The sequence below is a fragment of the Streptomyces sp. NPDC048612 genome, assembly GCF_043199295.1.
Lineage (GTDB): Bacteria > Actinomycetota > Actinomycetes > Streptomycetales > Streptomycetaceae > Streptomyces.
In genome coordinates this window covers 30,946-56,021 of sequence record NZ_JBICVV010000013.1, presented here as the reverse complement: position 1 = coordinate 56,021, position 25,076 = coordinate 30,946, and the positions used below count along the sequence as shown (strand labels likewise).

Genomic DNA, 25,076 nt, shown 5'->3' with positions numbered 1-25,076 from the left:
TTATTTCCGTTATGCCGGATACGACGTTCGGGGCGTACGCAGTCCGGCCGGTCCCGCAGGGGCGCCCCGCGGTACGCGCCGCTCCGCCCTCAGCACCAGCGCGGAGCGTCCCCGTCGTTCACGATGTCGCGCTTCGAGGACCAGACGTACGAGGCGTCGCTGAGCTTGTACCAGACCGGGTTGCCCTCGACGCGCTGCCCCTTGAGCCGGCAGACGATCCCCACCACGTCCCCGTACTCCTTCAGGCCGATCGCGCTGAAATCGGTGCTCGGCCCGGTACGCAGCACCAGCCCCTCCTTGGTGACGACCCGGCCCTCGTACTCGGCGAGGCCGTCCCGCTCGTCGTCATCGGCCGCCGGCGCGGGTCCGGCCGCGAGCATCCCGGCCAGCGCACCGGACAGAAAGCAAAGGGCGAAGGTGCCGAGTTTGCCGGACTTCGACTTCGGAAACATGCGCTTCCTCCTGCGAAGGGGAGAGTCCCAGGGGAGTCCCTGTGGGGTGCGTGGAGCGGGGTCGCCGGGCGTCACTCGATGGACGGGCCGGGGCCGACGCCCCGCCGGTGCGGTGCCTGCCACACCCTTCCCTGGCTGCGAATGCGGCTCCTCTGTCGCGCGCCGCCCTCTCGCGCCGCGCCGTGCCGCCTGCCTCGCTCCCCTCTCACGCTAAGGAGGGAGCGGAGAGTCCGCAACTCATCACGCTGAGTGACTTCACGTTGAGGTGGCCCACTCTGTCGCGGGGTGGGGCCCGAATGCAGGGGCGGCAGGGGTCGTCATGGCCGGGTACGCCCAGTGGTCCGCATAAGGCCCCGCACGGGGTTTGTCGTGGGACTCCGCGCGGGGCCGGCAGGGGGAGATCCTGCACCCATTTCCCCCGGCTCGCACTCCCCTGTCGCTCCCACACTGCGCGCAACTCGCCCTCCCCGGGGTGTCATTCGCCACCCCGTGATACATCTCGACGGACATAGGTGACGATCCGGCCTGTCGGAGGCGCCAGTTCACCGTCGCGCACTCCTGGAGCGGCGGCGGCTGCGCGGGGCGGCGGGCACTCGTTCAAGGGGGAGTCAGGAATGGGTCAGGTAAGGACCAGGGGTGAGTCAGGGGCGAACCAGGGGTCCCTCAGGGGTATCCCGGGTTGTTCCGTGAACGCTGTCAATGGCACTTTGTAAACTCGTCCAGACCGAACAGAAGAAGAAGGCCGAGGCCGAGCTCGTCACGCTGATGCGGACGACCGAAGACTCCGGTCGATGGCATGGACCTGTGCCATGACCACCGCAAGCGAGGGGCTATGGCGTACGTCACACCCGTGCACGCCGAGTGGGGGTTCCGTGCTGTCCCGGCTGTCTTGGGCCGCCGAGCGCGGGTGACCGTCCCCCTCGACGAAAGGCAGTATTAGCGTCATGACGACCCTCCGTTCCCGGATCATCGCCTGGGCCGGCCGTATGTATCTGGCGAGAACACAGAAGAAGGGCTTCGACCTCTCTCGAATGTCCTTCTTGCCCGAGTCCGTCCTGATGCCCTTGCGGCGTGACGGCCTCAACCCGGTGGGTGATCTGGCGGCCGTGCGGGAGCAGGAGCCCGTCAGCAAGCTTCCCGTGCCGATAGCCGCCAACGTCTGGCTGGTCACCGGCTACGACGAGGTCAAGGCGGTGCTGGGCAAGGCCAGTGCCTTCAGCTCGGACTTCACCAACCTCGTCGGCAAGGCCGGTGCCGGGGCCGAACAGAACCCGGGGGGACTCGGATTCGCCGACCCGCCCGTGCACACCCGTCTCCGCCGGCTCCTGACCCCCGAATTCACCATGCGGCGCCTCGGGCGGCTCACCCCCCGCATCCATGAGATCGTCGAGGAACGCCTCGACGCGATGGAAAAGGCGGGAAAGAGCGGCGACCCGGTGGACATCGTCCACTCATTCGCCCTCCCCATTCCCTCCCTCGTCATTTGCGAACTCCTCGGCGTCCCTTACGAGGACCGCGCCGATTTCGAGCGCCTCAGTGCCGCGCGATTCGACCTTTTCAGCGGGGCGAACGCCTCCTTCGGTGCCATATCCGAATCGCTTTCCTACTTCCGGGACATCGTCAAGAAGCAGCGCGAGAACCCGGGCGACGGCCTGCTCGGCATGATCGTGAAGGAGCACGGCGACTCGGTCAGCGACGAAGAGCTGGCGGGCCTCGCCGACGGTGTCCTCACCGGCGGCTTCGAGACCACCGCGAGCATGCTGGCCCTCGGCGCCCTGGTCCTCCTCCAGGACCCGAAGCACTTCGCGGCCCTGCACGACGGCGACGACGTCGTCGACAGCTATGTCGAGGAACTCCTCCGTTACTTGACCGTCGTACAGGTGGCCTTCCCGCGCTTCGCCCGCGAGGACCTGGAAATCGGCGGCGTTCAGATCGCCTCCGGAGATGTGGTGCTGTGCTCACTGAGCGGTGCGGACCGGGACGGCAAACTGGGCCCGGAAATGGAACAGTTCGACCCCACCCGCAATGTCCCCTCGCATCTCGCCTTCGGCTACGGAATTCACCGCTGTGTAGGCGCCGAACTGGCCCGCATGGAACTCCGCGCCGCCTACCCCGCCTTGGTGCGCCGCTTCCCGAACATGCGCCTCGCCGCCAAGCCCGAGGACCTCGAATTCCGCAAACTCTCCATCGTCTACGGAATCGAGTCCCTGCCGGTACACCTCAACGGCTGACCGCACACCGGCCCCACGTCCTCCGCTGACCGGGCACTTGGCCAAGACGCCGGGTGCCCGGTTTTGCGGTACTCGGGCCACCACCCGGCGAACGGCCAACTGCCACAAGGCGCACAGCGGTTCCGGCCGCCACCTCGGGCACTCCCGGGTCATGCGCGCGACGGCGACCGGAAAGGCGTCCCCGCGTGCCGTGCTTCGCCCCCTGGCCCCGCCGGAACCACGGTGCGTGTCCGACACCGTCACGGAAGGCCGCCCCGGGCCTCGCCATCGAGGGCACGTCCGCATACGAAAAGACCCCGCCCAGCATCTCTGCTGGCGGGGTCCTCTGGCACCTCTTCCAAGGTGCCCCCGGCAGGATTCGAACCTGCGCACACGGCTCCGGAGGCCGTTGCTCTATCCCCTGAGCTACGGGGGCGTTGCCGCCTGTGTTCTCGTGGCGACGGGTAGAACACTACCAGCTCTGATGGGGTGTCTATGAACAGGTTTCGCGGGAGGCGGGGCGCGGTGGCGCGGAGGGACGGCCGGGGTCTCAGGGCCGGTCCGGCGGACCACGGCCGGGCTCCGCCGGACCGGCCCTAGCGCATCCGCGGGAGGCGCCGGTGAAGCTCCGGGAAAGGTCCCTCGCACGGGGGCGGAAGTGGGGAAAACCGGGACGCAGTCGCAGGTGGGGCCCTAGTCTCATGGTGTGCCTGGCTTGTCCGGTCGGATTCTTGTCGTCGATGACAACAAGGTCATCCGCCAGTTGATCAGGGTCAATCTCGAGCTGGAGGGCTTCGAGGTCGTGACCGCGGCTGATGGTGCCGAATGTCTGGATGTCGTGCACCACGTGAGACCTGATGTCGTGACCCTTGACGTCGTGATGCCGCGGCTCAACGGTCTGCACACCGCGGCGCGGTTGCGCTCCGATCCGCGGACGTGGGACATCCCGATCGCCATCGTCAGCGCGTGCACCCAGGGCGAGGTGAACAACGGCGAGTCGGTGGGCGTGGACGCCTTCCTCGCGAAGCCGTTCGAGCCGGCCGAGCTGGTACGGACCGTGGGGAGGCTGGTCCGGGAGGGCCGGCAGCGGGCGCGCGGGCCCGAGGGCGGGGCCGAGGACGAGGACGGGGAAAGCGACGGGGGCGGGGGAGGAGCGGGGCGCGGGACCTCGTCCGGCGGGGTCGCGGCGTCCGGCGGGGCCGGGATGCTGGAAGCGGCCGGGGAATAGCCCAGAACGCCGACCGGGCCCCGGATCATTACGTGGAGTGTCCACAGGGCGAAACCGGGTCGCATAGGTACCCCAGGTCTCCCATACGCTTGTCCTGTGACCCCCGCTGAGCTCTCCCGTACCGTCCTGCGCTCCGTGCGTGGTGCGGTGGAGGAGCAGGAACTCTCCGTGCCCGTGCCGGCGCGGATCGTGGTGCAGCCGCCGCCGCGCCCCGGGTGTGGGGACTACGCCTCCAATGTCGCGCTGCAACTCGCCCGGGATGCCGGGCGGCCGGCCCGGGAGGTCGCCGAGATCCTGCGGAAGCGGCTGATCGGCAGCGCCGGGATCGCCGGGGTCGAGATCGCCGGGCCGGGATTCCTGAACTTCACGCTGGGGGACGGCGCCCAGGCCGCACTGGTACGGGAGGTGCTGTCCCAGGGGGACGGCTACGGGGACCGGAGCGCGCGGAGTGCGCGCGGCGGTCCGGCCGGGGAAGCGGGAGCCGGTCGCGGCGAGGCCCCCGGCCCTGTCCCCACTTCCGGGCGCGAACCCCTCCCCGCCCACCGTCCCGACGCCGCGCTCCCCTCCACCCCCACCGCCCGTGACGTCGTCGTCGCCGAGGCGCTGGTGCGTCTCCGGGCCGCGGCGGAAGGGCCGGCTGAGGGCGAGGGCGCGGGGGAGGCCGTGACCCACCCCGTGCCGCCCGAGCTGAGCGCGCTCGTCGCCCGGCTCGGAGCGGACGAAGCGCGCTGGGCGTTGCTGCGGCCCGCCGCGCAGGACCCGGTGCGGGCGCCCGAGCGGCCCGTGCAGCGGGAGAGCAACCCGCGGTTCCGGGTGCAGTACGCGTATGCGCGGGCGCGGGCGCTCGGGCGGTACGCGCAGGAGCTGGGATTCCGGAGCGAGCCGGGGGACATCGGTGCTCCGGTGGGGGCCCGGGGCGCGGGGCTGTCGGCCGGGGGCGCGTCCGCCGCGCAGACCCTGCAGACCTTCCACACCCTCCTCGCCACCTACCCCTCCGTCATCGAGACCGCCGCGCGGCTGCGGGCGCCGGACCGGGTGGTGCGGCATCTGGAGGCGACGGCGGACGCGTTCTTCCGGTGGCACGACGACTATCCGCCGCTGCCCGTCGGGGAGCAGAAACCCTTGGCCGTGCACCGCGCCCGGCTGGCCCTTGCCGAGGCCGGCCGGACGGTGCTCGCCAACGGCCTGCGTCTGCTCGGCATCTCCGCTCCCGAACACCTCTGAACGATTTTGAGGGGATCTCCACCGTCATGAGCCGTTCCGCGCACCCCGCAGGGCCCCGCCACGCCGATGTACTGCCCGAGGGCCACTACGCCGGCCCGCCCGCCGATCTCAACAGCCTCGACCCGCAGGTCTGGTCCCGTACGGTCCGGCGCAACGCCGACGGTGTGGTCACCGTCGGCGGGCTGGACGTCGCCGCGCTCGCCGCGGAGTTCGGCACGCCGGCGTACTTCCTGGACGAGGACGACTTCCGGGCGCGCTGCCGGGCGTGGAAGGACGCCTTCGGGCCGGACGCCGACGTCTTCTACGCCGGGAAGGCCTTTCTGTCCCGGGCCATCGTCCGGTGGCTGCACGAGGAGGGGCTGAACCTCGACGTCTGCTCCGCCGGCGAGCTGGCCACGGCGCTGGCGGCGGGCATGCCGGCCGAGCGGATCGCCCTGCACGGGAACAACAAGAGCACCGAGGAGATCACCCGGGCCGTCGAGGCGGGGGTCGGCCGGATCGTGCTCGACTCCTTCCAGGAGATGGTGCGGGTCGCCCATGTCGCGGAGCGGCTGGGCAAGCGGCAGCGGGTGCAGATCCGGGTCACGGTCGGTGTCGAGGCGCACACCCACGAGTTCATCGCGACCGCGCACGAGGACCAGAAGTTCGGCATCGCGCTGGCCGGCGGGCAGGCCGCGGAGGCCGTGCGCCGGGCGCTCAAGCTGGACGGCCTGGAGCTCATCGGGATTCACAGCCACATCGGGTCGCAGATCTTCGACATGGCGGGCTTCGAGGTGTCGGCCCGCCGGGTGGTGCAGCTGCTGACCGAGGTGCGGGACGAGCACGGCGTCGAGCTGCCCGAGATCGACCTGGGCGGCGGCCTCGGCATCGCGTACACCTCGGACGACGACCCGCGCGAGCCGCACGAGATCGCGACGGCGCTGGGCGACATCGTGCGCCGGGAGTGCGAGTCGGCCGGGCTGCGGATGCCGCGGCTGTCGGTCGAGCCGGGGCGCGCGATCGTGGGCCCGACCGCCTTCACGCTGTACGAGGTCGGCACGGTCAAGGAGCTGGAGGGGCTGCGGACGTACGTCTCCGTGGACGGCGGGATGTCGGACAACATCCGCACCGCGCTCTACGACGCCGAGTACAGCGTGGCGCTGGTCTCGCGTACGTCCGACGCCGCGCCGATGCTCTCCCGGGTGGTCGGCAAGCACTGCGAGAGCGGCGACATCGTCGTACGCGACGCCTTCCTGCCGGCCGATGTGGCGCCGGGGGACCTGCTCGCGGTGCCGGCGACCGGTGCGTACTGCCGCTCCATGGCCAGCAACTACAACCACGCGCTGCGGCCCCCGGTCGTCGCGGTGCGCGAGGGTGCGGCCAGGGTGATCGTCCGGCGGGAGACAGAGGAAGATCTCCTGCGGTTGGATGTCGGGTAGGGCCGGATCGCCGGACACCCGTCCCGAATGAAATAAATGTCTCGGCATCTGGACGACGGGCGGAAACTGCCGTCCGGTGCGTGAGACTTGTGCATGAGCAAGCTGGAAATCGCTGATCGATGAGAAGCAGAGGTCGAATGATGCGTACGCGTCCGCTGAAAGTGGCGCTCCTGGGCTGTGGTGTTGTCGGCTCAGAGGTGACGCGCATCATGACGACGCACGCCGACGACCTCGCCGCCCGCATCGGCGCGCCCGTGGAGCTTGCCGGGATCGCCGTCCGCCGCCCCGACAAGGTGCGTGAGGGCGTCCCGGCCGAGCTGGTCACCACCGACGCGACCGCGCTCGTCAAACGCGGTGACATCGACGTCGTGATCGAGGTCATCGGCGGTATCGAGCCGGCCCGCACCCTGATCACCACCGCCTTCGAGCACGGCGCGAGCGTGGTCTCCGCCAACAAGGCGCTGGTCGCGGCGGACGGCGCGGCGCTGCACGCGGCGGCCGAGGCCAAGGGCGCCGACCTGTACTACGAGGCCGCCGTCGCGGGCGCGATCCCGCTGGTGCGGCCGCTGCGCGAGTCGCTGGCCGGCGACAAGGTCAACCGGGTGCTCGGCATCGTCAACGGCACGACCAATTTCATCCTCGACAAGATGGATTCGACCGGCGCGGGCTACAGCGAGGCGCTGGACGAGGCGACCGCGCTGGGCTATGCCGAGGCCGACCCGACCGCCGACGTCGAGGGCTTCGACGCCGCCGCCAAGGCCGCGATCCTGGCCGGTATCGCCTTCCACACCCGCGTGACCATCGACGATGTGCACCGCGAGGGCCTCACGGAGGTCACCGCGTCCGACATCGCCTCCGCCAAGCGGATGGGCTGCACGGTCAAGCTGCTGGCCATCTGCGAGCGGGCCGAGGACGGCGCGTCGGTGACCGCGCGGGTGCACCCCGCGATGATCCCGCTGACGCATCCGCTCGCCTCCGTCCGCGAGGCCTACAACGCGGTCTTCGTCGAGGCCGAGGCGGCCGGTCAGCTGATGTTCTACGGGCCGGGCGCGGGCGGCTCGCCGACCGCCTCCGCGGTCCTCGGCGACCTCGTGGCGGTCTGCCGCAACAAGCTCGCCGGGGCCACCGGACCGGGCGAGTCCGCCTACACCCGGCTGCCCGTCAGCCCGATGGGCGCGGTCGTCACGCGCTACCACATCAGCCTTGATGTGGCCGACAAGCCCGGCGTGCTCGCGCAGGTCGCGAACATCTTCGCCGATCACGGCGTATCGATCGATACGGTCCGTCAGTCGGGCAAGGACGGCGAGGCATCCCTCGTCATCGTCACCCACCGAGCGGCGGACGCGGCCCTGTCGTCGACCGTCGGGGCACTGCGCGAGCTGGACACCGTGCGCGGTGTCGCCAGCATCATGCGGGTCGAAGGGGAGTAAAGGAACCCATGTCTGCCAATTCCACCGCGAGCCGTCAGTGGCGCGGAATCATCGAGGAATACCGCGACCGGCTGCCGGTCAGCGACACGACCGAGGTCGTCACCCTCCGGGAGGGCGGTACCCCCCTCGTACCGGCCCAGCTGCTCTCCGAGCGCACCGGCTGCGAGGTGCACCTCAAGGTCGAGGGTGCCAACCCCACCGGTTCGTTCAAGGACCGCGGCATGACGATGGCCATCACGCGCGCCAAGGAGGAGGGTGCCAAGGCGGTCATCTGCGCCTCCACCGGCAACACCTCCGCCTCGGCCGCGGCCTACGCGGTCCGGGCCGGCATGGTCTGCGCCGTGCTCGTCCCGCAGGGCAAGATCGCGCTCGGCAAGATGGGCCAGGCGCTGGTGCACGGCGCGAAGATCCTCCAGGTCGAGGGAAATTTCGACGACTGTCTGACGCTGGCCCGGAGCCTGTCCGACAACTACCCCGTCGCACTTGTGAACTCCGTCAACCCGGTGCGTATCGAGGGCCAGAAGACCGCGGCCTTCGAAATCGTCGACATGCTCGACGACGCCCCCGACATCCATGTGCTGCCGGTCGGCAACGCCGGCAACATCACGGCGTACTGGAAGGGCTACCAGGAGTACGCGGCCGACGGCATCGCCTCGCGCACCCCGCGGATGTGGGGCTTCCAGGCCTCCGGCAGCGCGCCGATCGTGCGCGGCGAGGTCGTCAAGGACCCGACCACCATCGCCACCGCGATCCGCATCGGCAACCCGGCCTCGTGGTCGTTCGCCCAGCAGGCACGGGACGAGTCCGGCGGCTTCATCGACGACGTGACCGACCGTCAAATCCTGGCCGCCTACCGCCTGTTGGCGGCCCGGGAGGGCGTCTTCGTGGAGCCCGCCTCGGCCGCTTCGGTGGCCGGTCTGCTCAAGGCCGCCGAGGAGGGCAAGGTCGACCCGGGGCAGCGCATCGTCTGCACGGTGACCGGCAACGGCCTCAAGGACCCGGACTGGGCGGTGGCCGGAGCGCCGCAGCCGGTCACGGTCCCGATCGACGCGGACGCCGCGGCCGAGCGCCTGGGCCTCGTCTAGCACCCCGCGGCCGTATGGACGGAACCGTCCGTACGGCTCCCGGTGACGGGGCGGCACGCGCCCCGTCACCCGCACACAGCAAAGTGTGCAAAGGCTGCAAAGTCATGGCAGGCAGCGTCGGGGCACGCGAAGGCGCGCGACACGCATCGTGCGCCTCCTGTGCGCCCTATGTCGCGACAGAACCTTCCTTCGATAGGCTGGCAGCCAACTCCCCTCCCCACGGCATAACGCAGTGGTGTTCAGGGCAGGTCAGAACAGACCCCAGGAAGCCGGCCGGGCACTTCGGTGCCGCGGCGCTCCGGGGCAGTACCGCAGTATCAATCAAGGAGAGTCATCGAGCGATGGCCGGTCCCGCGTTCCGCGCCGCCGCCGTCCGGGTGCGCACCCCCGCTACCAGCGCCAATCTCGGTCCCGGCTTCGATGCCCTGGGTCTTTCCCTGGGCCTGTACGACGATGTCGTGGTGCGCGTCGCCGACTCCGGACTGCACATCGACATCGCAGGTGAGGGCGCCGAAACCCTCCCGCGCGACGAGAGCCACCTGCTCGTACGGTCGATGCGCGCCGCCTTCGAGCTGCTCGGCGGGCAGCCGCGCGGCCTGGAAATCGTCTGCGCCAACCGCATCCCGCACGGCCGCGGCCTGGGTTCCTCCTCGGCGGCCATCTCCGCCGGCATCGTCGCGGCCCGCGCCGTGACGATAGGCGGTGAGCAAAAGCTCGACGACAGCGCGCTGCTGGAGCTGGCCACCGAGATCGAGGGCCACCCCGACAACGTCGCCGCCTGTCTGCTGGGCGGATTCACGCTCGCCTGGATGGACACCGGAACCGCGCGGGCGATCCGGATGAACCCCGCCGGTTCCATCGTTCCGGTGGTCTTCGTGCCCGGAAAGCCGGTGCTGACCGAGACCGCCCGTGGACTGCTGCCGCGCACCGTCCCGCATGTGGACGCCGCGGCCAACGCCGGCCGCGCCGCACTGCTCGTCGAGGCCCTGACCAGGCGCCCCGAGCTGCTGCTCGCCGCGACCGAGGACCGACTCCACCAGGAATACCGCGCTCCCGCGATGCCGGAGAGCGTGGCCCTGGTGAACCGACTGCGCGCGGACGGCGTCCCCGCAGTCGTGTCCGGTGCGGGCCCCACGGTGCTCGCACTGGTCGAGGAAGCGGCGGCCGACAAGGTCGCGGCACTGGCGGGAGAGGGGTGGGCGGCCAACCGGCTGACCCTCGACGCGGCGGGCACCTGCGTGCTGCCGCTCGCCGGGTGATCACGCGGGTGATCGACGATTGCCGGTCTTGGAGAGGGGGAATGTTTGTTGGACCCGGTAGTGTTAACCTCAAGTCAGTACTCGTCGCCTGAGTGGCGCGGTGCTTCGTGTCCCCCATAGGGACCACTTTCTTCCGGGAGCCTCCCAAACTGCTCGGAGCAATGGCCTGAGCAGGAGTGAGCACGCTCCGGAATCGGCGTGACGACATGAGTCACTCTGCATCTCTTCACGCCGGCGCCATGAACTGATCTCTCCGCCACTTCCGGCGGGACCACCGCCCCGGCACCGGTCCACAAGACCAAGGACCCAGCCGGACAGCACAACCGGTCGCCGAGCCAGACAGGCCGACGCCCGCTCCAGGGAAGGACCCTTCGTGAGCGACACCACCGATCTGATGGGCGCGCGCACCGACGGCAGTGCCACCGCGCCCGCCACGGACGCTCCCGCCGCGCCCGCTACCACGCGGCGCCGCCGTTCCGGCACCGGCCTTGACGGCATGGTCCTGGCAGAGCTGCAGCAGGTCGCCTCCGGCCTCGGTATCAAGGGCACCGCGCGGATGCGCAAGAGCCAGCTGATCGAGGTCATCAAGGAGAAGCAGGCCGGGGGCTCCTCGGCCAAGGCCGACGCGCCCGCCGACACCGAGACCAAGCCCAAGCGCCGCGCGACCTCCAAGGCCCGTACCGGCGACGACGGTGCGGACACGGCAGGCGGCAAGGCCGCCAAGTCCGACAAGGGCGGCAAGGCCGCGGACCAGGCCGGAGCCCAGCAGCAGATCGACATCCCCGGCCAGCCGGTCAGCGACGAGCAGCCGGCCGGTGAGCGCCGCCGGCGCCGGGCGACCGCCGCAGCGGGCAGCCCCGAGGCCGCCTCGGGCGACCTCAAGACCGACACCAAGGTCGAGGCGAAGACCGAGGTCAAGGCGGACGCCAAGACCGACACCGCGACCGCTCCGCAGGAGACCGGCGAGGGCCGGTCCGGCAAGGGCGACCGCCAGGACCGCGGGGACCGCCAGGACCGTGGCCAGAAGGGTGACCGCGGCGACCGTGGTGACCGCGGCCAGCGTCAGCGCGACCGCGGTGACCGCCGCAAGGGCGACGCCGGTGACGGCGGCGGCCAGGGTGGTCAGGGCGGCCAGGGCGGCCAGCGTCAGCGCGACCGCCGCAACGATGACGACGACGACTTCGAGGGCGGACGCCGGGGCCGTCGCGGCCGTTACCGCGACCGCCGGGGCCGTCGCGGCGGCCGCGAGGACTTCGGCAACGAGCCGCAGGTGTCCGAGGACGACGTCCTGATCCCGGTCGCGGGCATCCTCGACATCCTCGACAACTACGCGTTCATCCGGACCTCCGGCTACCTGCCGGGCCCGAACGACGTCTACGTCTCGCTCGCCCAGGTCCGCAAGAACGGGCTGCGCAAGGGTGACCACGTCACCGGCGCGGTCCGCCAGCCCAAGGACGGCGAGCGCCGCGAGAAGTTCAACGCGCTGGTCCGTCTCGACACCGTCAACAGCGTGGCGCCCGAACAGGGCCGCGGGCGCGCGGAGTTCGGGAAGCTGACGCCCCTTTACCCGCAGGAGCGACTGCGCCTGGAGGGTGAGTCGGGCGGTCTGACGACCCGGATCATCGACCTGGTCACGCCGATCGGCAAGGGCCAGCGTGGTCTGATCGTGGCCCCGCCGAAGACCGGCAAGACCATGATCATGCAGGCGATCGCCAACTCGATCACCCGCAACAACCCCGAGTGCCACCTGATGGTCGTCCTCGTCGACGAGCGTCCCGAAGAGGTCACCGACATGCAGCGGTCGGTCAAGGGCGAGGTCATCTCCTCGACCTTCGACCGCCCGGCCGAGGACCACACCACCGTCGCCGAGCTGGCCATCGAGCGCGCCAAGCGCCTCGTCGAGTTGGGTCACGACGTGGTCGTCCTGCTGGACTCCATCACCCGTCTGGGACGTGCGTACAACCTCGCCGCCCCCGCCTCCGGCCGCATCCTGTCCGGTGGTGTCGACTCGACCGCGCTCTACCCGCCGAAGCGCTTCTTCGGTGCCGCGCGCAACATCGAGGACGGCGGTTCGCTGACCATCCTGGCCACCGCGCTGGTCGAGACCGGCTCGCGGATGGACGAGGTGATCTTCGAGGAGTTCAAGGGCACCGGCAACCTGGAGCTCAAGCTCGACCGCAAGCTCTCGGACAAGCGCATCTTCCCGGCGGTGGACGTGGACGCGTCCAGCACCCGTAAGGAAGAGATCCTCATGGGCAGCGACGAGCTGGCCGTGGTGTGGAAGCTCCGCCGGGTGCTGCACGCCCTGGACCAGCAGCAGGCCATCGAGCTGCTGCTGGACAAGATGAAGCAGACGAAGTCCAACGCGGAGTTCCTGCTGCAGATCCAGAAGACGACGCCGACCGCGGGCAACGGCAACGACTGACGCCCGCCCGGCGCGTACACCGAGCCCCCCTCGCCCTCACGGGTGAGGGGGGCTTCGTGCTGCCCGCCCGTACGGCACGGCCGCGGGCGGTGATCTGTGACCTGGGCCGCGTCCCGGCGGCCGCGCCGCGGGCGCGCCTGAGACCTTCCGCACAGCTCACACGGTTCCAGCCATGGCGGAAAAGGGGACGAAAGGCCAGGTGAGGGAGGCGAAGGTCCCGGGTCGGTCCGCCCGGCCGCCGCGGATTTCTAAGAAAGCGCTCATGACTCGCTGTGCAACCCTTCCCGTCGACCTCCCGTCTGACATGGAGCAAAAGGCCGTGGCAGCACACCGCACGGCGGCGGCGAGGGGCAGCCGAGGGAACGAGGACTGAGGAGCAGATGGCGGACAGCAACGGGGCCGCGAAGACGGCCGAAAGCCGCGCCCGCGCCATACGTGCCACGGGACGCCGGCGCAAGGGGCCGACCCGGCGCCGGCGGGTACTGACCATCACCCTGTGCGCACTGGTCAGCACGGTGCTGCTGGGGGGCGCCGCACTCGGCTACGTCTACTTCAAGCTCAACGGCAATCTGAAGGGCGTCGACATCAACGCCGCCCTCGGACACGACCGGCCGAAGAACGTCGACGACGGCTCGATGGACCTCCTCGTGATGGGGTCCGACTCCCGCGCCGGCAAGAACGGCGAGTACGGCAGGGACGAGGGCGGCGCCCGCTCCGACACGGCGATGATCGTGCACGTCTACAAGGGCCGTAAGAAGGCCAGCGTGGTCAGCGTCCCCCGGGACACCATGATCAAGCGGCCCGACTGCACCAAGGACGGCAAGGACGTCCCCGGCGCGCGCCGGGCGATGTTCAACACCGCGTTCGAGGTCGGCGGCCCGGCCTGCGCCGTGAAGACCGTCGAATCGATCAGCGGCGTCCGGATGGACCACTTCCTGGAGGTCGACTTCAGCGGCTTCAAGAAGCTGATCGACGCCCTCGGCGGGGTGGAGATCACCACCAGCAAGCCGATCGACGACAACGACAGCCACCTGCATCTGCAGCCCGGCACCCACACGCTCGACGGCGAGCACGCGCTCGGCCTCGTCCGGACCCGGCACGGCGTCCCCGGCGGCGACGGCAGCGACCTCGGCCGCATCCAGCTGCAGCAGACGTTCATCAAGGCCCTGATGAAGCAGGTCAAGAACGTCGGGGTGCTCACCAACCCCACCAAGCTCTACGACATCGCCGACACGGGCACCAAGGCCATCACCACCGACACCGACCTCAACTCGGTCGGCGAACTGACCGGGCTGGCCAAGAGCCTGGGCAACATCGGTGCCGAGAACATCGACATGGTGACGCTGCCGGTGACCTACGACCCCCAGAACCCCGACCGGGTGCTGCCGCTGACCAAGCAGAGCCGCCAGGTCTGGGACGCGCTCCGGCAGGACAAGGACATCCCCAAGTCCGCGATCAAGGGCTCGGCCGGTGACAAGGGCGGCACCGACAACTACGTGAAGTAGCCGGCGCGCTGCGCTTCCGGGGCCCGGCGGGCCCCGGAACGGCCCGGGGAATACTTGCGGACCTACCCCGGTTTTGGGAGATACGGCTAGTCCTGGCAGACTGGACCGTCGGCCCCGGTTCACGTGACGCAACCCGCGACACGACCCGGTGCACTCCCGAACCTAGGAGAATCCCTTGAAGCGCGACATCCACCCGGAGTACGTCGAGACCCAGGTCAGCTGCACCTGTGGCGCGTCCTTCACCACCCGTAGCACGGTCGCCAGCGGCTCGGTCCGCGCCGACATCTGCTCCGAGTGCCACCCGTTCTACACGGGCAAGCAGAAGATCATGGACACGGGCGGCCGCGTGGCCCGCTTCGAGGCCCGCTTCGGCAAGGGCGCTGCAGCCGCCAAGAAGTAGCGACCCGCAAGGCGCCGGTCTCCGGTCGCCCCTGCTCAGGGGTGACCGGACCGGCGTTTTGTCGTCCTGGCCCTTGGCTCCCGTACGGGCGTCCCGGGGCCCCGCGGCGCAGTACCGGCGCCCCGGTCCCCCGGTCACCACAGCAGCCAGCAGAGGAACTCCACGATGTTCGAGGCGGTCGAAGAACTCATCGGCGAACACGCCGATCTCGAGAAGCGGCTGGCCGACCCCGCGGTCCACGCTGACCAGCGCGAGGCCATGCGGCTCAACAAGCGCTATGCCGAGCTGAGCCCGATCATCGCGACGTACCGCGACTGGAAGCGGACCGGCGAGGACATCGAGACCGCGCGCGAACTCGCCGCCGACGACCCGGACTTCGCCGACGAGGTCAAGGAGCTCGACGCCCGGCGCGGGGAGCTGACCGAGAAGCTGCGGCTGCTGCTGGTCCCGCGCGACCCCAGCGACGACAAGGACGTCATCCTTGAGGTCAAGGCCGGTGAGGGCGGCGAGGAGTCCGCACTGTTCGCCGGCGACCTGCTGCGGATGTATCTGCGCTACGCCGAGCGGGCCGGCTGGAAGACCGAGATCCTGGAGGCCAACGAGTCCGACCTCGGCGGCTACAAGGACGTCCAGGTCGCCGTGAAGACCAAGGGCGGGGGCGGTGCCACCGAGCCCGGACAGGGCGTCTGGGCGCGGCTGAAGTACGAGGGCGGGGTGCACCGCGTCCAGCGGGTGCCCGCCACCGAGTCGCAGGGCCGCATCCACACCTCGGCGGCCGGTGTGCTGGTCACGCCCGAGGCCGAGGAGGTCGAGGTCGAGATCGGCCCCAACGACCTGCGGATCGACGTCTACCGCTCGTCCGGCCCCGGCGGCCAGTCGGTCAACACCACCGACTCCGCGGTGCGCATCACCCACCTGCCCAGCGGCATCGTCGTCTCCTGCCAGAACGAGAAGAGCCAGCTCCAGAACAAGGAGCAGGCGCTGCGCATCCTGCGCTCCCGGCTGCTGGCCGCCGCCCAGGAGGAGGCCGAGCGGGAGGCGTCGGACGCCCGCCGCAGCCAGGTCCGCACGGTTGACCGCTCCGAGCGCATCCGTACGTACAACTTCCCGGAAAACCGCATCTCCGACCACCGGGTCGGCTTCAAGGCGTACAACTTGGACCAGGTGCTCGACGGCGAACTCGACCCGGTCATCCAGGCCTGTGTCGACGCCGACTCGGCCGCCAAGCTCGCCGCCGCCCAGTAAGCCCGTACGCCCCGGTTCCCGCCGGCCCCGGCCGCTCGACGGCGAACCCGCACCATGAAGACGCAGCGCACTAGGAGGAAGGCCCCGTGAACCTTCTGCTCGCCGAGGTGGCCCAGGCCACCCAGCGGCTGGCCGACGCCGGTGTGCCCTCGCCGCGCTTCGACGCCGAGGAGCTGGCCGCGTTCGTGCACGGCGTCAAACGGGGTGCGCTGCACCACGTCAAGGACGCGGACTTCGACGCCCGCTACTGGGAGGCCGTCGCCCGCCGCGAGGCCCGTGAGCCGCTCCAGCACATCACCGGCCGGGCGTTCTTCCGCTACCTCGAACTCGCCGTCGGGCCCGGGGTGTTCGTGCCCCGCCCGGAGACCGAGTCGGTGGTCGGCTGGGCGATAGACGCGGTACGGGCCATGGACGTCGTCGAACCGCTGATCGTCGACCTGTGCACCGGCTCGGGGGCGATCGCCCTCGCCCTGGCCCAGGAGGTGCCCCGCTCGCGGGTGCACGCCGTGGAGCTGTCCGAACAGGCGCTGGACTACGCCCGCAAGAACGTCGAGGGGTCCCGCGTCGTTCTCCATCACGGCGACGCGCTGACCGCGCTTCCCGAACTGGACGGGCAGGTCGACCTGGTCGTCTCCAACCCGCCGTACATCCCGCTGACCGAGTGGGAGTACGTCGCCCCCGAGGCCCGCGACCACGACCCCGAGCTCGCGCTGTTCTCGGGCCAGGACGGCCTGGACACCATCCGGGGCATCGAGCGGACCGCGCACCGCCTGCTGCGGCCCGGCGGTGTCGTCGTCATCGAGCATGCCGACACCCAGGGCGGGCAGGTGCCGTGGATCTTCACCGAGGAGCGGGGCTGGGCCGACGCGGCCGATCACCCGGACCTCAACAACAGGCCCCGTTTCGCCACCGCCCGCCGGGCGACGCCATGACGCGTCCCGCCCCGGCGCCGGCGGCCGACGCAACCGAAGTATTCGTTTCGCACGAGGAGGTCCCGTAATGGCACGGCGATACGACTGCAGCGACGCGACCGACCGCACCACCGGTCTGCGCGAGGCCGCTTCGGCCGTCCGCCGCGGTGAGCTGGTCGTGCTGCCGACCGACACCGTCTACGGCATCGGCGCGGACGCCTTCAGCGCCGAGGCCGTCGGCGACCTGCTGGAGGCCAAGGGCCGCGGCCGCGGCATGCCCTCCCCGGTCCTCGTCGGGTCCCCGAACACCCTGCACGGCCTGGTCACCGACTTCTCCGAGCAGGCCTGGGAGCTGGTCGACGCCTTCTGGCCCGGCGCGCTCACCCTCGTCGCCAAGCACCAGCCGTCGCTGACCTGGGACCTGGGCGAGACCCGGGGCACGGTCGCGGTGCGGATGCCGCTGCACCCGGTCGCGATCGAGCTGCTCACCGACTTCGGCCCGATGGCGGTCTCCAGCGCCAACCTCACCGGCCACCCGTCCCCGCAGGACTGCGACGCCGCACAGGAGATGCTGGGCGACTCGGTCTCCGTCTACCTGGACGGCGGGCCCACGCCCGCCGCCGTACCGTCCTCGATCGTCGATGTCACCGGCCGCACTCCGGTGCTGCTGCGCGAGGGCGCGATCAGCGCGGAGGAACTGCGCAAGGTGGTACCCGAGCTCGAGGTGGCCAATTGATGGCGCCCCTGGGGCGTGGCATAGCGGGACCAGGCGACGACAACCCGGTACCTCCGCCGTCCCCTTTTCGGATTCTCCACGTCAGCACCGGCAACGTGTGCCGCTCGCCGATCACCGAGCGGCTGCACCGCCATGCCCTGGAACTGCGGCTCGGCGCGGCACGCAGCGGCGGGCTGCTCGTGGAGAGCGCCGGGACATGGGGCCACGAGGGCGCCCCGATGGAGACGCACGCCGCCACCGTGCTCTCCGACTACGGCGCCGACCCGGCCGGTTTCCTCGGCCGTGAGCTGCTCGACGAGCACGTCATCCGCGCCGACCTGGTACTCACCGCCACCCGCGACCACCGGGCCCAGGTCATCTCGATGGGCCACTCGGCGGGGCTGCGCACGTTCACGCTCAAGGAGTTCAACCGGCTGGTGCGGGCCATAGACCCGGCCACGCTGCCCGAGCCCGATCCCGGTCTGCCGGACGGCGGGCTGGTCGAGCGCGCCCGTGCGCTGGTCGGCGCCGCCGCCGCGCTGCGCGGCTGGCTGCTGGCGCCCAACCCGGAGTCCGACGAGGTCTACGACCCCTACGGCGCCCCCATCACCTTCTTCCGCTCCATCGGCGACGAGATCAACCAGGCGCTCGACCCGGTCGTCACCGCCCTCACCGGGGTCCCGGCACGGGCCTAGGGGGTGTCTTCCGATCAGGCCGGGCTTGCGGGGTCTGGCACGCGCGCTCGCCGCGTTGTCGTCACTCTTCCCCAAGCTCTCGGCTTCGCTCGAGCAGGGGAGGCCCCAACCGCTCCGCGTCGACTCCCTCCTCCGCCTTGCGATCGCACGCACCAGACCCCGCTCCCTGATCCGGCCTGATCGGAAAGACACCCCCTAGCCTCCGCGTGCCGCCGTCCGGGCCCCGGGGACGGCATCCGGGGCCCCCGAGCGGCCCGCACACCGCGCCCGATCGTCCTGCCGCGCCTACATTGGGACTACGTCCCCGTACGAGGCCCGGAGCAAGCGATGCCTGCCACCACCGCGTCACCCCGTAGCGAGACCCCGGACACCCGTTCCCAGGCCACCGCGTCGGCCTCCGGTGCCGGGCGGGCCGGAACCGTCGAGGACCGGGCGCGGGCCGCCGCCCGTGAGGCCGGCACCCGGCCGGCCGGCTCCCCGGACTTCACCGCGCTGCTGCGCCAGGACCCGGAGATCGCCGGCGTACTGCTCGGGGAGAGCGCCCGGCAGAGCGACGGACTGCAGCTGATCGCCGCGGAGAACTTCACCTCACCGGCCGTCCTCGCCGCCCTCGGCTCCCCGCTGGGCAACAAATACGCCGAGGGATATCCGGGCGCCCGGCACCACGGCGGCTGCGAGATCGTCGACCTCGCCGAGCGGATCGCGGTGGAGCGCGCCAAGGCCCTCTTCGGCGCCGAACACGCCAACGTCCAGGCACACTCCGGGTCTTCGGCCGTTCTGGCCGCCTACGCCGCCCTGCTGCGCCCCGGAGACACCGTCCTGGCCATGTCCCTCCCGCACGGCGGACACCTCACCCACGGCTCGCCCGCCAACTTCTCCGGCCGCTGGTTCGACTTCGCCGGCTACGGCGTCGACGAGGAGACCGGGCTCCTCGACTACGACGCGATCCGCGAGCTGGCCCGCGCCCGCCGGCCCAAGGCCATCGTCTGCGGCTCGATCTCCTACCCCCGCCACCTCGACTACGCCGCCTTCCGTGACATCGCCGACGAGACCGGCGCCTACCTGATCGCGGATGTCGCCCACCCCCTGGGGCTGATCGCCGGGGGAGCGGCGCCCAGCCCCGTCCCGTACGCCGATGTGGTGTGCGGAACCACACACAAGGTGCTGCGCGGGCCGCGCGGCGGGCTGATCCTGTGCGGCGCGAAGCTGGCCGAGCGGATCGACCGCGCGGTGTTCCCCTTCACCCAGGGGGGCGCACAGATGAACGCCGTCGCCGCCAAGGCCGTGGCCTTCGGGGAGGCCGCCACACCCGCCTTCGGCGCATATGCCCATCAGGTCACGGCCAACGCCCGCGCGCTCGCCGCGGCGCTCGCCGGACACGGTCTGACGATCACCACCGGCGGTACCGACACCCATCTGATCACCGCCGACACCGCCCCGCTCGGCCTGGACGCCCGCACCGCACGGGGCCGGCTGGCCGCCGCCGGCATCGTGCTGGACACCTGCGCGCTGCCGTGCGCCGAGACCCCCGACGTCCTCGCGGCCCGCCGCACCGGCATCCGGCTGGGCACCGCGGCGGTGACGACCCAGGGGATGGGCGAGGACGAGATGACGGCGGTCGCCGGGCTGATCGTGGACGCGCTGGCGGAGCACGGCGCGGTCCGCTCCCGCACCGCCGCTTTGGTCCACGGCTTTCCGCCTTATCCCGATCGCGGATGACGGCGGGAACCATTCGCCGGCGCCAGGCGTCTCTCCCTGTATTCACGGCCAGGGGGCTGACCCGCATAGGGTGTGGGGCTGTGATGGCCAGCTATACCAATGGGGCAGCCCGTGCGTGAATACCTGCTGACGCTGTGCGTCACGGCCGCGGTGACCTACCTGCTGACCGGCCCGGTGCGGAAGTTCGCGATCGCGGCCGGGGCGATGCCGGAGATCCGCGCGCGTGACGTACACCGCGAGCCGACGCCACGACTCGGCGGCATCGCGATGTTCGGCGGACTGTGCGCCGGCCTGCTGGTCGCCTCGCACCTGACCAACCTCAAGAGCGTCTTCGAGAGCTCCAACGAGCCACGGGCGCTGCTCTCCGGCGCCGCGCTGATCTGGATTCTCGGCGTCCTGGACGACAAGTGGGGCGTGGACGCGCTGGTCAAGCTCGGCGGCCAGATGATCGCCGCGGGCGTGATGGTCCTTCAGGGCCTGACGATCCTCTGGATTCCGATCCCCGGCGTCGGCACGGTCTCCCTCACCCCGATGCAGGGCACCCTGCTGACCGTCGCACTCGTCGTGATCACCATCAACGCCGTCAACTTCGTGGACGGCCTGGACGGCCTCGCCTCCGGCATGGTGTGCATCGCGGCCGCGGCGTTCTTCATGTACGCGTACCGGATGTGGTTCGGCTACGGCATCGAGGCGGCCGCGCCCGCAACGCTGTTCTCGGTCGTTCTGATGGGCATGTGCCTCGGCTTCCTGCCGCACAACATGCACCCGGCGCGGATCTTCATGGGCGACTCGGGTTCGATGCTGATCGGCCTGGTCATGGCCGCGGGCGCGGTCTCGGTGACCGGCCAGGTCGACCCGGACCTGCTCAATGTGAAGGCGGGCGGTCTGCGTGAGGCGACCCACGCGATGGTGCCGGTCTACATCCCGCTGCTGCTGCCGCTGACGGTCATCGCGGTGCCGGTCGCCGACCTGATCCTGGCGATCGTGCGGCGTACGTGGAAGGGCCAGTCGCCGTTCGCCGCCGACCGCGGCCATCTGCACCACCGGCTGCTGGAGATCGGGCACTCGCACAGCCGGGCCGTGCTGATCATGTACTTCTGGTCGGCGCTGATCGCCTTCGGCGCGGTCGCCTACTCCGCGAACAACGCCAGCATGTGGATCGTGCTCGGCATCGTCCTGCTGAGCGCGGTGGGCCTGGTGCTGCTCCTGCTGCCGCGCTTCACGCCGCGGGCGCCCCTCTGGGCGGAGTGGATGGTGCCGCCGCGCTACCGCCGCGTCGCTCCCGCAGCGGCGACGGCCACGACGGGAGACGCCTCGGTCGCGGGGACGGACGACGAGCGGGACGGGGAGCCCGAGGAGGAGCGCGAGCCGGTCCCCGCAGGCCTCCACGGCGCCACCGCGATCGGGGACCGCTCACGCTTCGTGGGACGCCGGAAGGCGGACAGTCACCGCTGATCCACAGGTTCGATCGCCCGAACGTGCACCAGGAATCGGGATGGTTGACCCCATACCAGACATAAGGCGGCCCGTCAGTGCACCAACGCGCACGTTCACGCTCAGGTGTGACAGGGTCCACACGAACCAGGTAAAGACCTCATCAAATAGTTTGTGATACCGTTCACGAAACCCGGCGTACAGAGCCGAAGGGCCGTAGTGCGACTGTCCTTGGGCCGCAGGTTCCACCTCAGGCCGGGTCTACGCTCGTCCATGACGACACACCCCACATCTTTTGCCGGAGCGCCGCCATGCAGTCGAATGACGCCCGACTACTCCTTCACGCCGTTGTGCCCACCCTTGCCATCGGCGCTGTCGCCGTTGCCGTGAGCGGTGTCGTCGCGGGTGTGGCGGGAGCGCTCGGCGCCGTCATCGGCACCGCGCTGGTGGTGCTCGTCATGGGGGCCGGCCTCGTGGTGCTGCAGAAGACCGCGAAGAACCACCCGCAGCTGTTCCAGATGATGGGCCTGCTGCTGTACACGGTGCAGATCCTCTTCGTGGCGGTCTTCCTGATCGCGTTCAAGAACACCACGCTCTTCGACACCAAGGCATTTGCGTTCACCCTGCTCGGCGCCACCCTCGTGTGGATCGCGGCACAGACCCGCGGTCACATGAAGGCGAAGATTCTGTACGTGGAACCCGACTCCGCCGAATCGAAGAAGGCGGAGACGGCGGGGTCGCCGACGTGACACGTAGGGCCGAGATAAATGCCCTCTTGCGGGCCTGCTATCGTCCGGTGCCAACTGCGGCACAGTTGGCGCAGGCGGCTGAGCTCCCGAGTTCCACTCGATGGAACGGGCGGTTCTCGCGGCCGATGCCTGTGATGTGGCAGGGCCCAGCGCCCGCCCGCCGCCCCCAAATCCGTAAGACCAGTCCAGTGCCGCTCCGTGGCTCAACGCCGCGCCGACACAACGAGGTTGCCGTACCCATGCGCCACGCTGAAGGAGCTCGCGGTGAGTGCTGAAACGATGCTCGCCTTCGAGACCGACTGCCACATCTTTTCCGGCTGTGGCTTCGATGCCCCGGGCCTTCATTCGTTCGTCTTCAAGCCCCTGTTCACCGTCGGCGGCTACGAGTTCAACAAGCCGATGCTGCTGGCGTTCCTCAGCACGATCGTCGTGGTGTGGTTCTTCTGGGCCGCATTCGGCCGGGCGAAGGTGGTCCCGGGCAAGCTGCAGATGATCGGCGAGGCGGGCTACGACTTCGTGCGCCGCGGGCTCGTCTATGACGCGCTGGGGAAGAAGGAGGGCGAAAAGTACGTCCCCTTCATGGTCTCGCTGTTCTTCTTCGTGTGGATCATGAACATCTGGTCCATCATCCCGGTCATGGCGTTCCCGGTGACGTCGGTCATCGCCTTCCCGATGGGCCTGGCCCTGGTGGTCTACGTCCTCTGGCTGACCCTGACGTTCAAGAAGCAGGGCTTCGTCGGCGGCCTGAAGAACATCACGGGTTACGACAAGTCGCTCGGCTGGGTGCTGCCGCTGATCATGGTGCTCGAGCTGCTCCAGCACCTGATCATCCGCCCGTTCACGCACGCGGTCCGGCTCTTCGCGAACATGTTCGCGGGTCACCTGCTGATCCTGCTGTTCACCCTTGCCAGCTGGTACCTGCTGAACGGCATCGGCATCGTCTACGCGAGCGCATCCTTCGTGATGACCATCGTGATGACTGCCTTCGAGCTCTTCATCCAGGCCGTCCAGGCGTATGTCTTCGTCCTCCTGGCCTGCAACTACGTCCAGGGCGCGCTCGCCGAGCACCACTGAGCACCCTCGCCTCCCAGCCCAACAGCTGTCCGGTGGCCAACCCCCATCGGTCCGTGAAATGAGAAGGAAGTAACGGCATGTCCGCTGCTCTCGAAATGGTCAACCTCGCCGCCGGCTCCGCCAAGACCAACGTCGTCGGCAACGTCGCCTCCATCGGTTACGGCCTCGCCGCGATCGGCCCCGGCGTCGGCGTCGGCATCATCTTCGGTAACGGCACCCAGGCCCTGGCCCGTCAGCCCGAGGCTGCCGGCCTGATCCGCACCAACCAGATCATGGGTTTCGCCTTCTGTGAGGCGCTCGCCCTGATCGGCATCGTCATGGGCTTCGTTTACCAGTAAACGAACCTTCGACTACCCATTCAGACGGAAGGCACTGATGTGAACGCCCTGGTGAACATGGCGGCGGAGGTTCCCGAGAACCCCCTGGTCCCGCCGATTCCAGAGCTGGTCATCGGCCTGATCGCTTTCTTCATCGTCTTCGGCATTCTGGCCAAGAAGCTCCTCCCGAACATCAACAAGGTTCTGGACGAGCGCAGGAAGCTCATCGAAGGCCGGATGGACGACGCCGAGGCGACTCAGGCCGAGGCCCAGCAGGTGCTCGCGGACTACCGGGCACAGCTGGCCGACGCCCGCCACGAGGCCGCGCGTCTGCGCCAGGAGGCGCAGGAGCAGGGCGCGACGCTCATCGCTGAGATGCGCGCCGAGGGCCAGCGGCAGCGTGAGGAGATCATCGCTGCCGGTCACGCCCAGATCGAGGCGGACCGGAAGCAGGCCGCGCAGTCGCTGCGCCAGGACGTGGGCAAGCTCGCCGTCGACCTGGCCGGCAAGCTCGTCGGGGAGTCCCTCGAGGACCACGCCCGGCAGAGCCGGACCATCGACCGCTTCCTCGACGACGTCGAGGCCAAGGCGGCGTCGGACGCGACGAAGGCTGAGGCCGGACGATGAACGGAGCGAGCCGCGAGGCACTCGCCTCCGCACGCGAGCAGTTCAACGCGCTGACGGACGACACCTCCGTCGACGCCGCGAAGCTCGCCGAGGAGCTGGCTGCCGTCACCGCTCTGCTCGACCGCGAGGTGTCGCTGCGTCGGGTCCTGACCGACCCGGCGCAGGCCGCCGAGGCGCGCGCCGAACTGGTCGGACGCCTGCTGGGCAGCAAGGTGGGCGGCCCGGCCGCCGACCTGGTGTCCGGCATGGTCCGGGCCCGCTGGTCGGGTTCGCGTGACCTGACGGACGCGCTCGAGGAGCTGGCCTACAGCGCCGACCTGGTCGCCGCACAGCGGGCCGGCCAGCTCGACGACGTCGAGGACGAGCTCTTCCGGTTCGGCCGGATCGTCGGCTCCAACGGCGAGCTGCGCGGCGCGCTGACCGACCGGAACGCGACGGTCGCGGCCAAGACGGAGCTGCTGCGTGCGCTGCTGGGCGGCCGGGCCAACCCGGTCACCGAGCGCATCGTGATCCGTCTTGTCGTACAGCCGCGGGGCCGTAGCCTGGAAGCGGGGCTCGACGCCCTCTCCAAGCTGGCGGCGAGCCGCCGGGACCGGATGGTCGCGGTCGTCACCTCCGCGGTGCCCCTCAGTGAAGGGCAGCGGCAGCGCCTGGGCGCTTCCCTGGCGCAGCTGTACGGACGGCAGGTCCACCTGAACCTCGACGTGGACCCCGAGGTCCTCGGCGGAGTCCGGGTCCGGATCGGCGACGAGGTCATCAACGGGACCATCGCGGCACGCCTCGAAGAGGCGGACCGGCGGATGGCCGGCTGACCCAGCCACACCAACTCAAGAGCTGCACAACCGGCGGCCACGCCGGACCAGCCGGCCGGACCACGAGGTCCGGCTGCGGTCCGGAGGAAGCCCCGGGGACCAGCACAAGCATGACGGCGGCCCGAGTTGGGCCGTAAGCGGA

The 25,076-nt window shown here is 70.2% G+C and carries 22 protein-coding genes and 1 tRNA gene; 21 read left to right on the top strand and 2 right to left on the bottom strand.

The window, feature by feature from the left end; all coding sequences use genetic code 11:
- Positions 1–89: 89 nt before the first annotated feature.
- Positions 90–452, bottom strand: a complete 363-nt coding sequence (locus ACGFN2_RS20865; RefSeq protein ID WP_362614125.1) for a hypothetical protein — start codon at positions 450–452, stop codon at positions 90–92.
- Positions 453–1,396: 944 nt separating this feature from the next.
- Here ACGFN2_RS20865 and ACGFN2_RS20860 point away from each other — a divergent pair.
- A complete protein-coding gene (locus ACGFN2_RS20860; protein WP_362614123.1) occupies positions 1,397–2,683 on the top strand; it encodes a cytochrome P450 in 1,287 nt (428 codons plus the stop codon).
- A 343-nt stretch (positions 2,684–3,026) separates the two neighbouring features.
- Here ACGFN2_RS20860 and ACGFN2_RS20855 read toward each other — a convergent pair.
- Positions 3,027–3,098 (bottom strand) — tRNA-Arg (locus ACGFN2_RS20855).
- A 270-nt stretch (positions 3,099–3,368) separates the two neighbouring features.
- Here ACGFN2_RS20855 and ACGFN2_RS20850 point away from each other — a divergent pair.
- From ACGFN2_RS20850 to ACGFN2_RS20755, 20 genes are all read left to right on the top strand, one after another.
- Complete coding sequence (locus ACGFN2_RS20850; protein ID WP_362614121.1) at positions 3,369–3,890, top strand: response regulator; 522 nt, start codon at positions 3,369–3,371, stop codon at positions 3,888–3,890.
- A 96-nt stretch (positions 3,891–3,986) separates the two neighbouring features.
- On the top strand, positions 3,987–5,114 hold the full coding sequence (gene nrtL / locus ACGFN2_RS20845; RefSeq protein ID WP_393362503.1) for an ArgS-related anticodon-binding protein NrtL: 1,128 nt from the start codon (positions 3,987–3,989) through the stop codon (positions 5,112–5,114).
- A gap of 26 nt (positions 5,115–5,140) precedes the next feature.
- Positions 5,141–6,532 (top strand): diaminopimelate decarboxylase, encoded by a 1,392-nt coding sequence (gene lysA / locus ACGFN2_RS20840; protein WP_362614116.1) that lies wholly within the window; start codon positions 5,141–5,143, stop codon positions 6,530–6,532.
- Positions 6,533–6,669: 137 nt separating this feature from the next.
- Positions 6,670–7,962, top strand: a complete 1,293-nt coding sequence (locus ACGFN2_RS20835) for a homoserine dehydrogenase (protein ID WP_362614114.1) — start codon at positions 6,670–6,672, stop codon at positions 7,960–7,962.
- An 8-nt stretch (positions 7,963–7,970) separates the two neighbouring features.
- Positions 7,971–9,047: a threonine synthase gene (gene thrC / locus ACGFN2_RS20830; RefSeq protein ID WP_362614111.1), complete on the top strand. Its 1,077-nt coding sequence runs from the start codon at positions 7,971–7,973 to the stop codon at positions 9,045–9,047.
- Between the two features lie 341 nt (positions 9,048–9,388).
- A complete protein-coding gene (gene thrB / locus ACGFN2_RS20825) occupies positions 9,389–10,306 on the top strand; it encodes a homoserine kinase (RefSeq protein WP_362611526.1) in 918 nt (305 codons plus the stop codon).
- A 373-nt stretch (positions 10,307–10,679) separates the two neighbouring features.
- Entirely contained in the window at positions 10,680–12,731 is a 2,052-nt protein-coding gene (gene rho / locus ACGFN2_RS20820) for a transcription termination factor Rho (protein ID WP_362611529.1), read from the top strand.
- Between the two features lie 380 nt (positions 12,732–13,111).
- The gene (locus ACGFN2_RS20815; RefSeq protein WP_362611532.1) at positions 13,112–14,236 is read left to right on the top strand and encodes an LCP family protein; all 1,125 of its coding nucleotides are present in this window, start codon (positions 13,112–13,114) and stop codon (positions 14,234–14,236) included.
- A gap of 175 nt (positions 14,237–14,411) precedes the next feature.
- Positions 14,412–14,636 carry a 50S ribosomal protein L31 gene (gene rpmE, locus ACGFN2_RS20810; protein ID WP_018087398.1) on the top strand — a complete coding sequence of 75 codons (225 nt, stop codon included), beginning with the start codon at positions 14,412–14,414 and terminating at the stop codon, positions 14,634–14,636.
- A 165-nt stretch (positions 14,637–14,801) separates the two neighbouring features.
- Positions 14,802–15,881 (top strand): peptide chain release factor 1, encoded by a 1,080-nt coding sequence (gene prfA, locus ACGFN2_RS20805; RefSeq protein ID WP_362611535.1) that lies wholly within the window; start codon positions 14,802–14,804, stop codon positions 15,879–15,881.
- An 86-nt stretch (positions 15,882–15,967) separates the two neighbouring features.
- Positions 15,968–16,813, top strand: a complete 846-nt coding sequence (gene prmC, locus ACGFN2_RS20800) for a peptide chain release factor N(5)-glutamine methyltransferase (protein WP_362611537.1) — start codon at positions 15,968–15,970, stop codon at positions 16,811–16,813.
- A gap of 67 nt (positions 16,814–16,880) precedes the next feature.
- Positions 16,881–17,528: an L-threonylcarbamoyladenylate synthase gene (locus ACGFN2_RS20795; RefSeq protein ID WP_018087395.1), complete on the top strand. Its 648-nt coding sequence runs from the start codon at positions 16,881–16,883 to the stop codon at positions 17,526–17,528.
- Positions 17,525–18,202, top strand: coding sequence for a protein-tyrosine-phosphatase (locus ACGFN2_RS20790; RefSeq protein ID WP_393362495.1), 678 nt, complete (start codon positions 17,525–17,527; stop codon positions 18,200–18,202). Before ACGFN2_RS20795 ends, ACGFN2_RS20790 begins: the two co-directional genes overlap by 4 nt.
- A gap of 327 nt (positions 18,203–18,529) precedes the next feature.
- The gene (gene glyA / locus ACGFN2_RS20785; RefSeq protein WP_393362492.1) at positions 18,530–19,921 is read left to right on the top strand and encodes a serine hydroxymethyltransferase; all 1,392 of its coding nucleotides are present in this window, start codon (positions 18,530–18,532) and stop codon (positions 19,919–19,921) included.
- Between the two features lie 99 nt (positions 19,922–20,020).
- A complete protein-coding gene (locus ACGFN2_RS20780) occupies positions 20,021–21,376 on the top strand; it encodes an MraY family glycosyltransferase (RefSeq protein ID WP_362611545.1) in 1,356 nt (451 codons plus the stop codon).
- Between the two features lie 290 nt (positions 21,377–21,666).
- The gene (locus ACGFN2_RS20775) at positions 21,667–22,104 is read left to right on the top strand and encodes a hypothetical protein (protein WP_393362489.1); all 438 of its coding nucleotides are present in this window, start codon (positions 21,667–21,669) and stop codon (positions 22,102–22,104) included.
- Positions 22,105–22,383: 279 nt separating this feature from the next.
- Entirely contained in the window at positions 22,384–23,178 is a 795-nt protein-coding gene (atpB, locus tag ACGFN2_RS20770) for a F0F1 ATP synthase subunit A (RefSeq protein ID WP_393362732.1), read from the top strand.
- Positions 23,179–23,255: 77 nt separating this feature from the next.
- Positions 23,256–23,516: an ATP synthase F0 subunit C gene (gene atpE / locus ACGFN2_RS20765; RefSeq protein WP_085922929.1), complete on the top strand. Its 261-nt coding sequence runs from the start codon at positions 23,256–23,258 to the stop codon at positions 23,514–23,516.
- Positions 23,517–23,555: 39 nt separating this feature from the next.
- Positions 23,556–24,122: a F0F1 ATP synthase subunit B gene (locus tag ACGFN2_RS20760; RefSeq protein ID WP_393362485.1), complete on the top strand. Its 567-nt coding sequence runs from the start codon at positions 23,556–23,558 to the stop codon at positions 24,120–24,122.
- Positions 24,119–24,934: a F0F1 ATP synthase subunit delta gene (locus tag ACGFN2_RS20755; RefSeq protein WP_362611555.1), complete on the top strand. Its 816-nt coding sequence runs from the start codon at positions 24,119–24,121 to the stop codon at positions 24,932–24,934. The genes ACGFN2_RS20760 and ACGFN2_RS20755 overlap by 4 nt, the downstream gene beginning before the upstream one ends.
- The last annotated feature ends 142 nt before the right edge of the window (positions 24,935–25,076 follow it).

Coding starts and splice junctions, on each gene's coding strand:
- atpB (WP_393362732.1), top strand. CDS start 22,384: ATGCTCGCCTTCGAGACCGACTGCCACATCTTTTCCGGCTGTGGCTTC.
- ACGFN2_RS20835 (WP_362614114.1), top strand. CDS start 6,670: ATGATGCGTACGCGTCCGCTGAAAGTGGCGCTCCTGGGCTGTGGTGTT.
- atpE (WP_085922929.1), top strand. CDS start 23,256: ATGTCCGCTGCTCTCGAAATGGTCAACCTCGCCGCCGGCTCCGCCAAG.
- thrC (WP_362614111.1), top strand. CDS start 7,971: ATGTCTGCCAATTCCACCGCGAGCCGTCAGTGGCGCGGAATCATCGAG.
- glyA (WP_393362492.1), top strand. CDS start 18,530: ATGCCTGCCACCACCGCGTCACCCCGTAGCGAGACCCCGGACACCCGT.
- ACGFN2_RS20780 (WP_362611545.1), top strand. CDS start 20,021: ATGGGGCAGCCCGTGCGTGAATACCTGCTGACGCTGTGCGTCACGGCC.
- ACGFN2_RS20775 (WP_393362489.1), top strand. CDS start 21,667: ATGCAGTCGAATGACGCCCGACTACTCCTTCACGCCGTTGTGCCCACC.
- thrB (WP_362611526.1), top strand. CDS start 9,389: ATGGCCGGTCCCGCGTTCCGCGCCGCCGCCGTCCGGGTGCGCACCCCC.
- ACGFN2_RS20795 (WP_018087395.1), top strand. CDS start 16,881: ATGGCACGGCGATACGACTGCAGCGACGCGACCGACCGCACCACCGGT.
- ACGFN2_RS20860 (WP_362614123.1), top strand. CDS start 1,397: ATGACGACCCTCCGTTCCCGGATCATCGCCTGGGCCGGCCGTATGTAT.
- ACGFN2_RS20815 (WP_362611532.1), top strand. CDS start 13,112: ATGGCGGACAGCAACGGGGCCGCGAAGACGGCCGAAAGCCGCGCCCGC.
- lysA (WP_362614116.1), top strand. CDS start 5,141: ATGAGCCGTTCCGCGCACCCCGCAGGGCCCCGCCACGCCGATGTACTG.
- prfA (WP_362611535.1), top strand. CDS start 14,802: ATGTTCGAGGCGGTCGAAGAACTCATCGGCGAACACGCCGATCTCGAG.
- ACGFN2_RS20865 (WP_362614125.1), bottom strand. CDS start 452: ATGTTTCCGAAGTCGAAGTCCGGCAAACTCGGCACCTTCGCCCTTTGC.
- ACGFN2_RS20755 (WP_362611555.1), top strand. CDS start 24,119: ATGAACGGAGCGAGCCGCGAGGCACTCGCCTCCGCACGCGAGCAGTTC.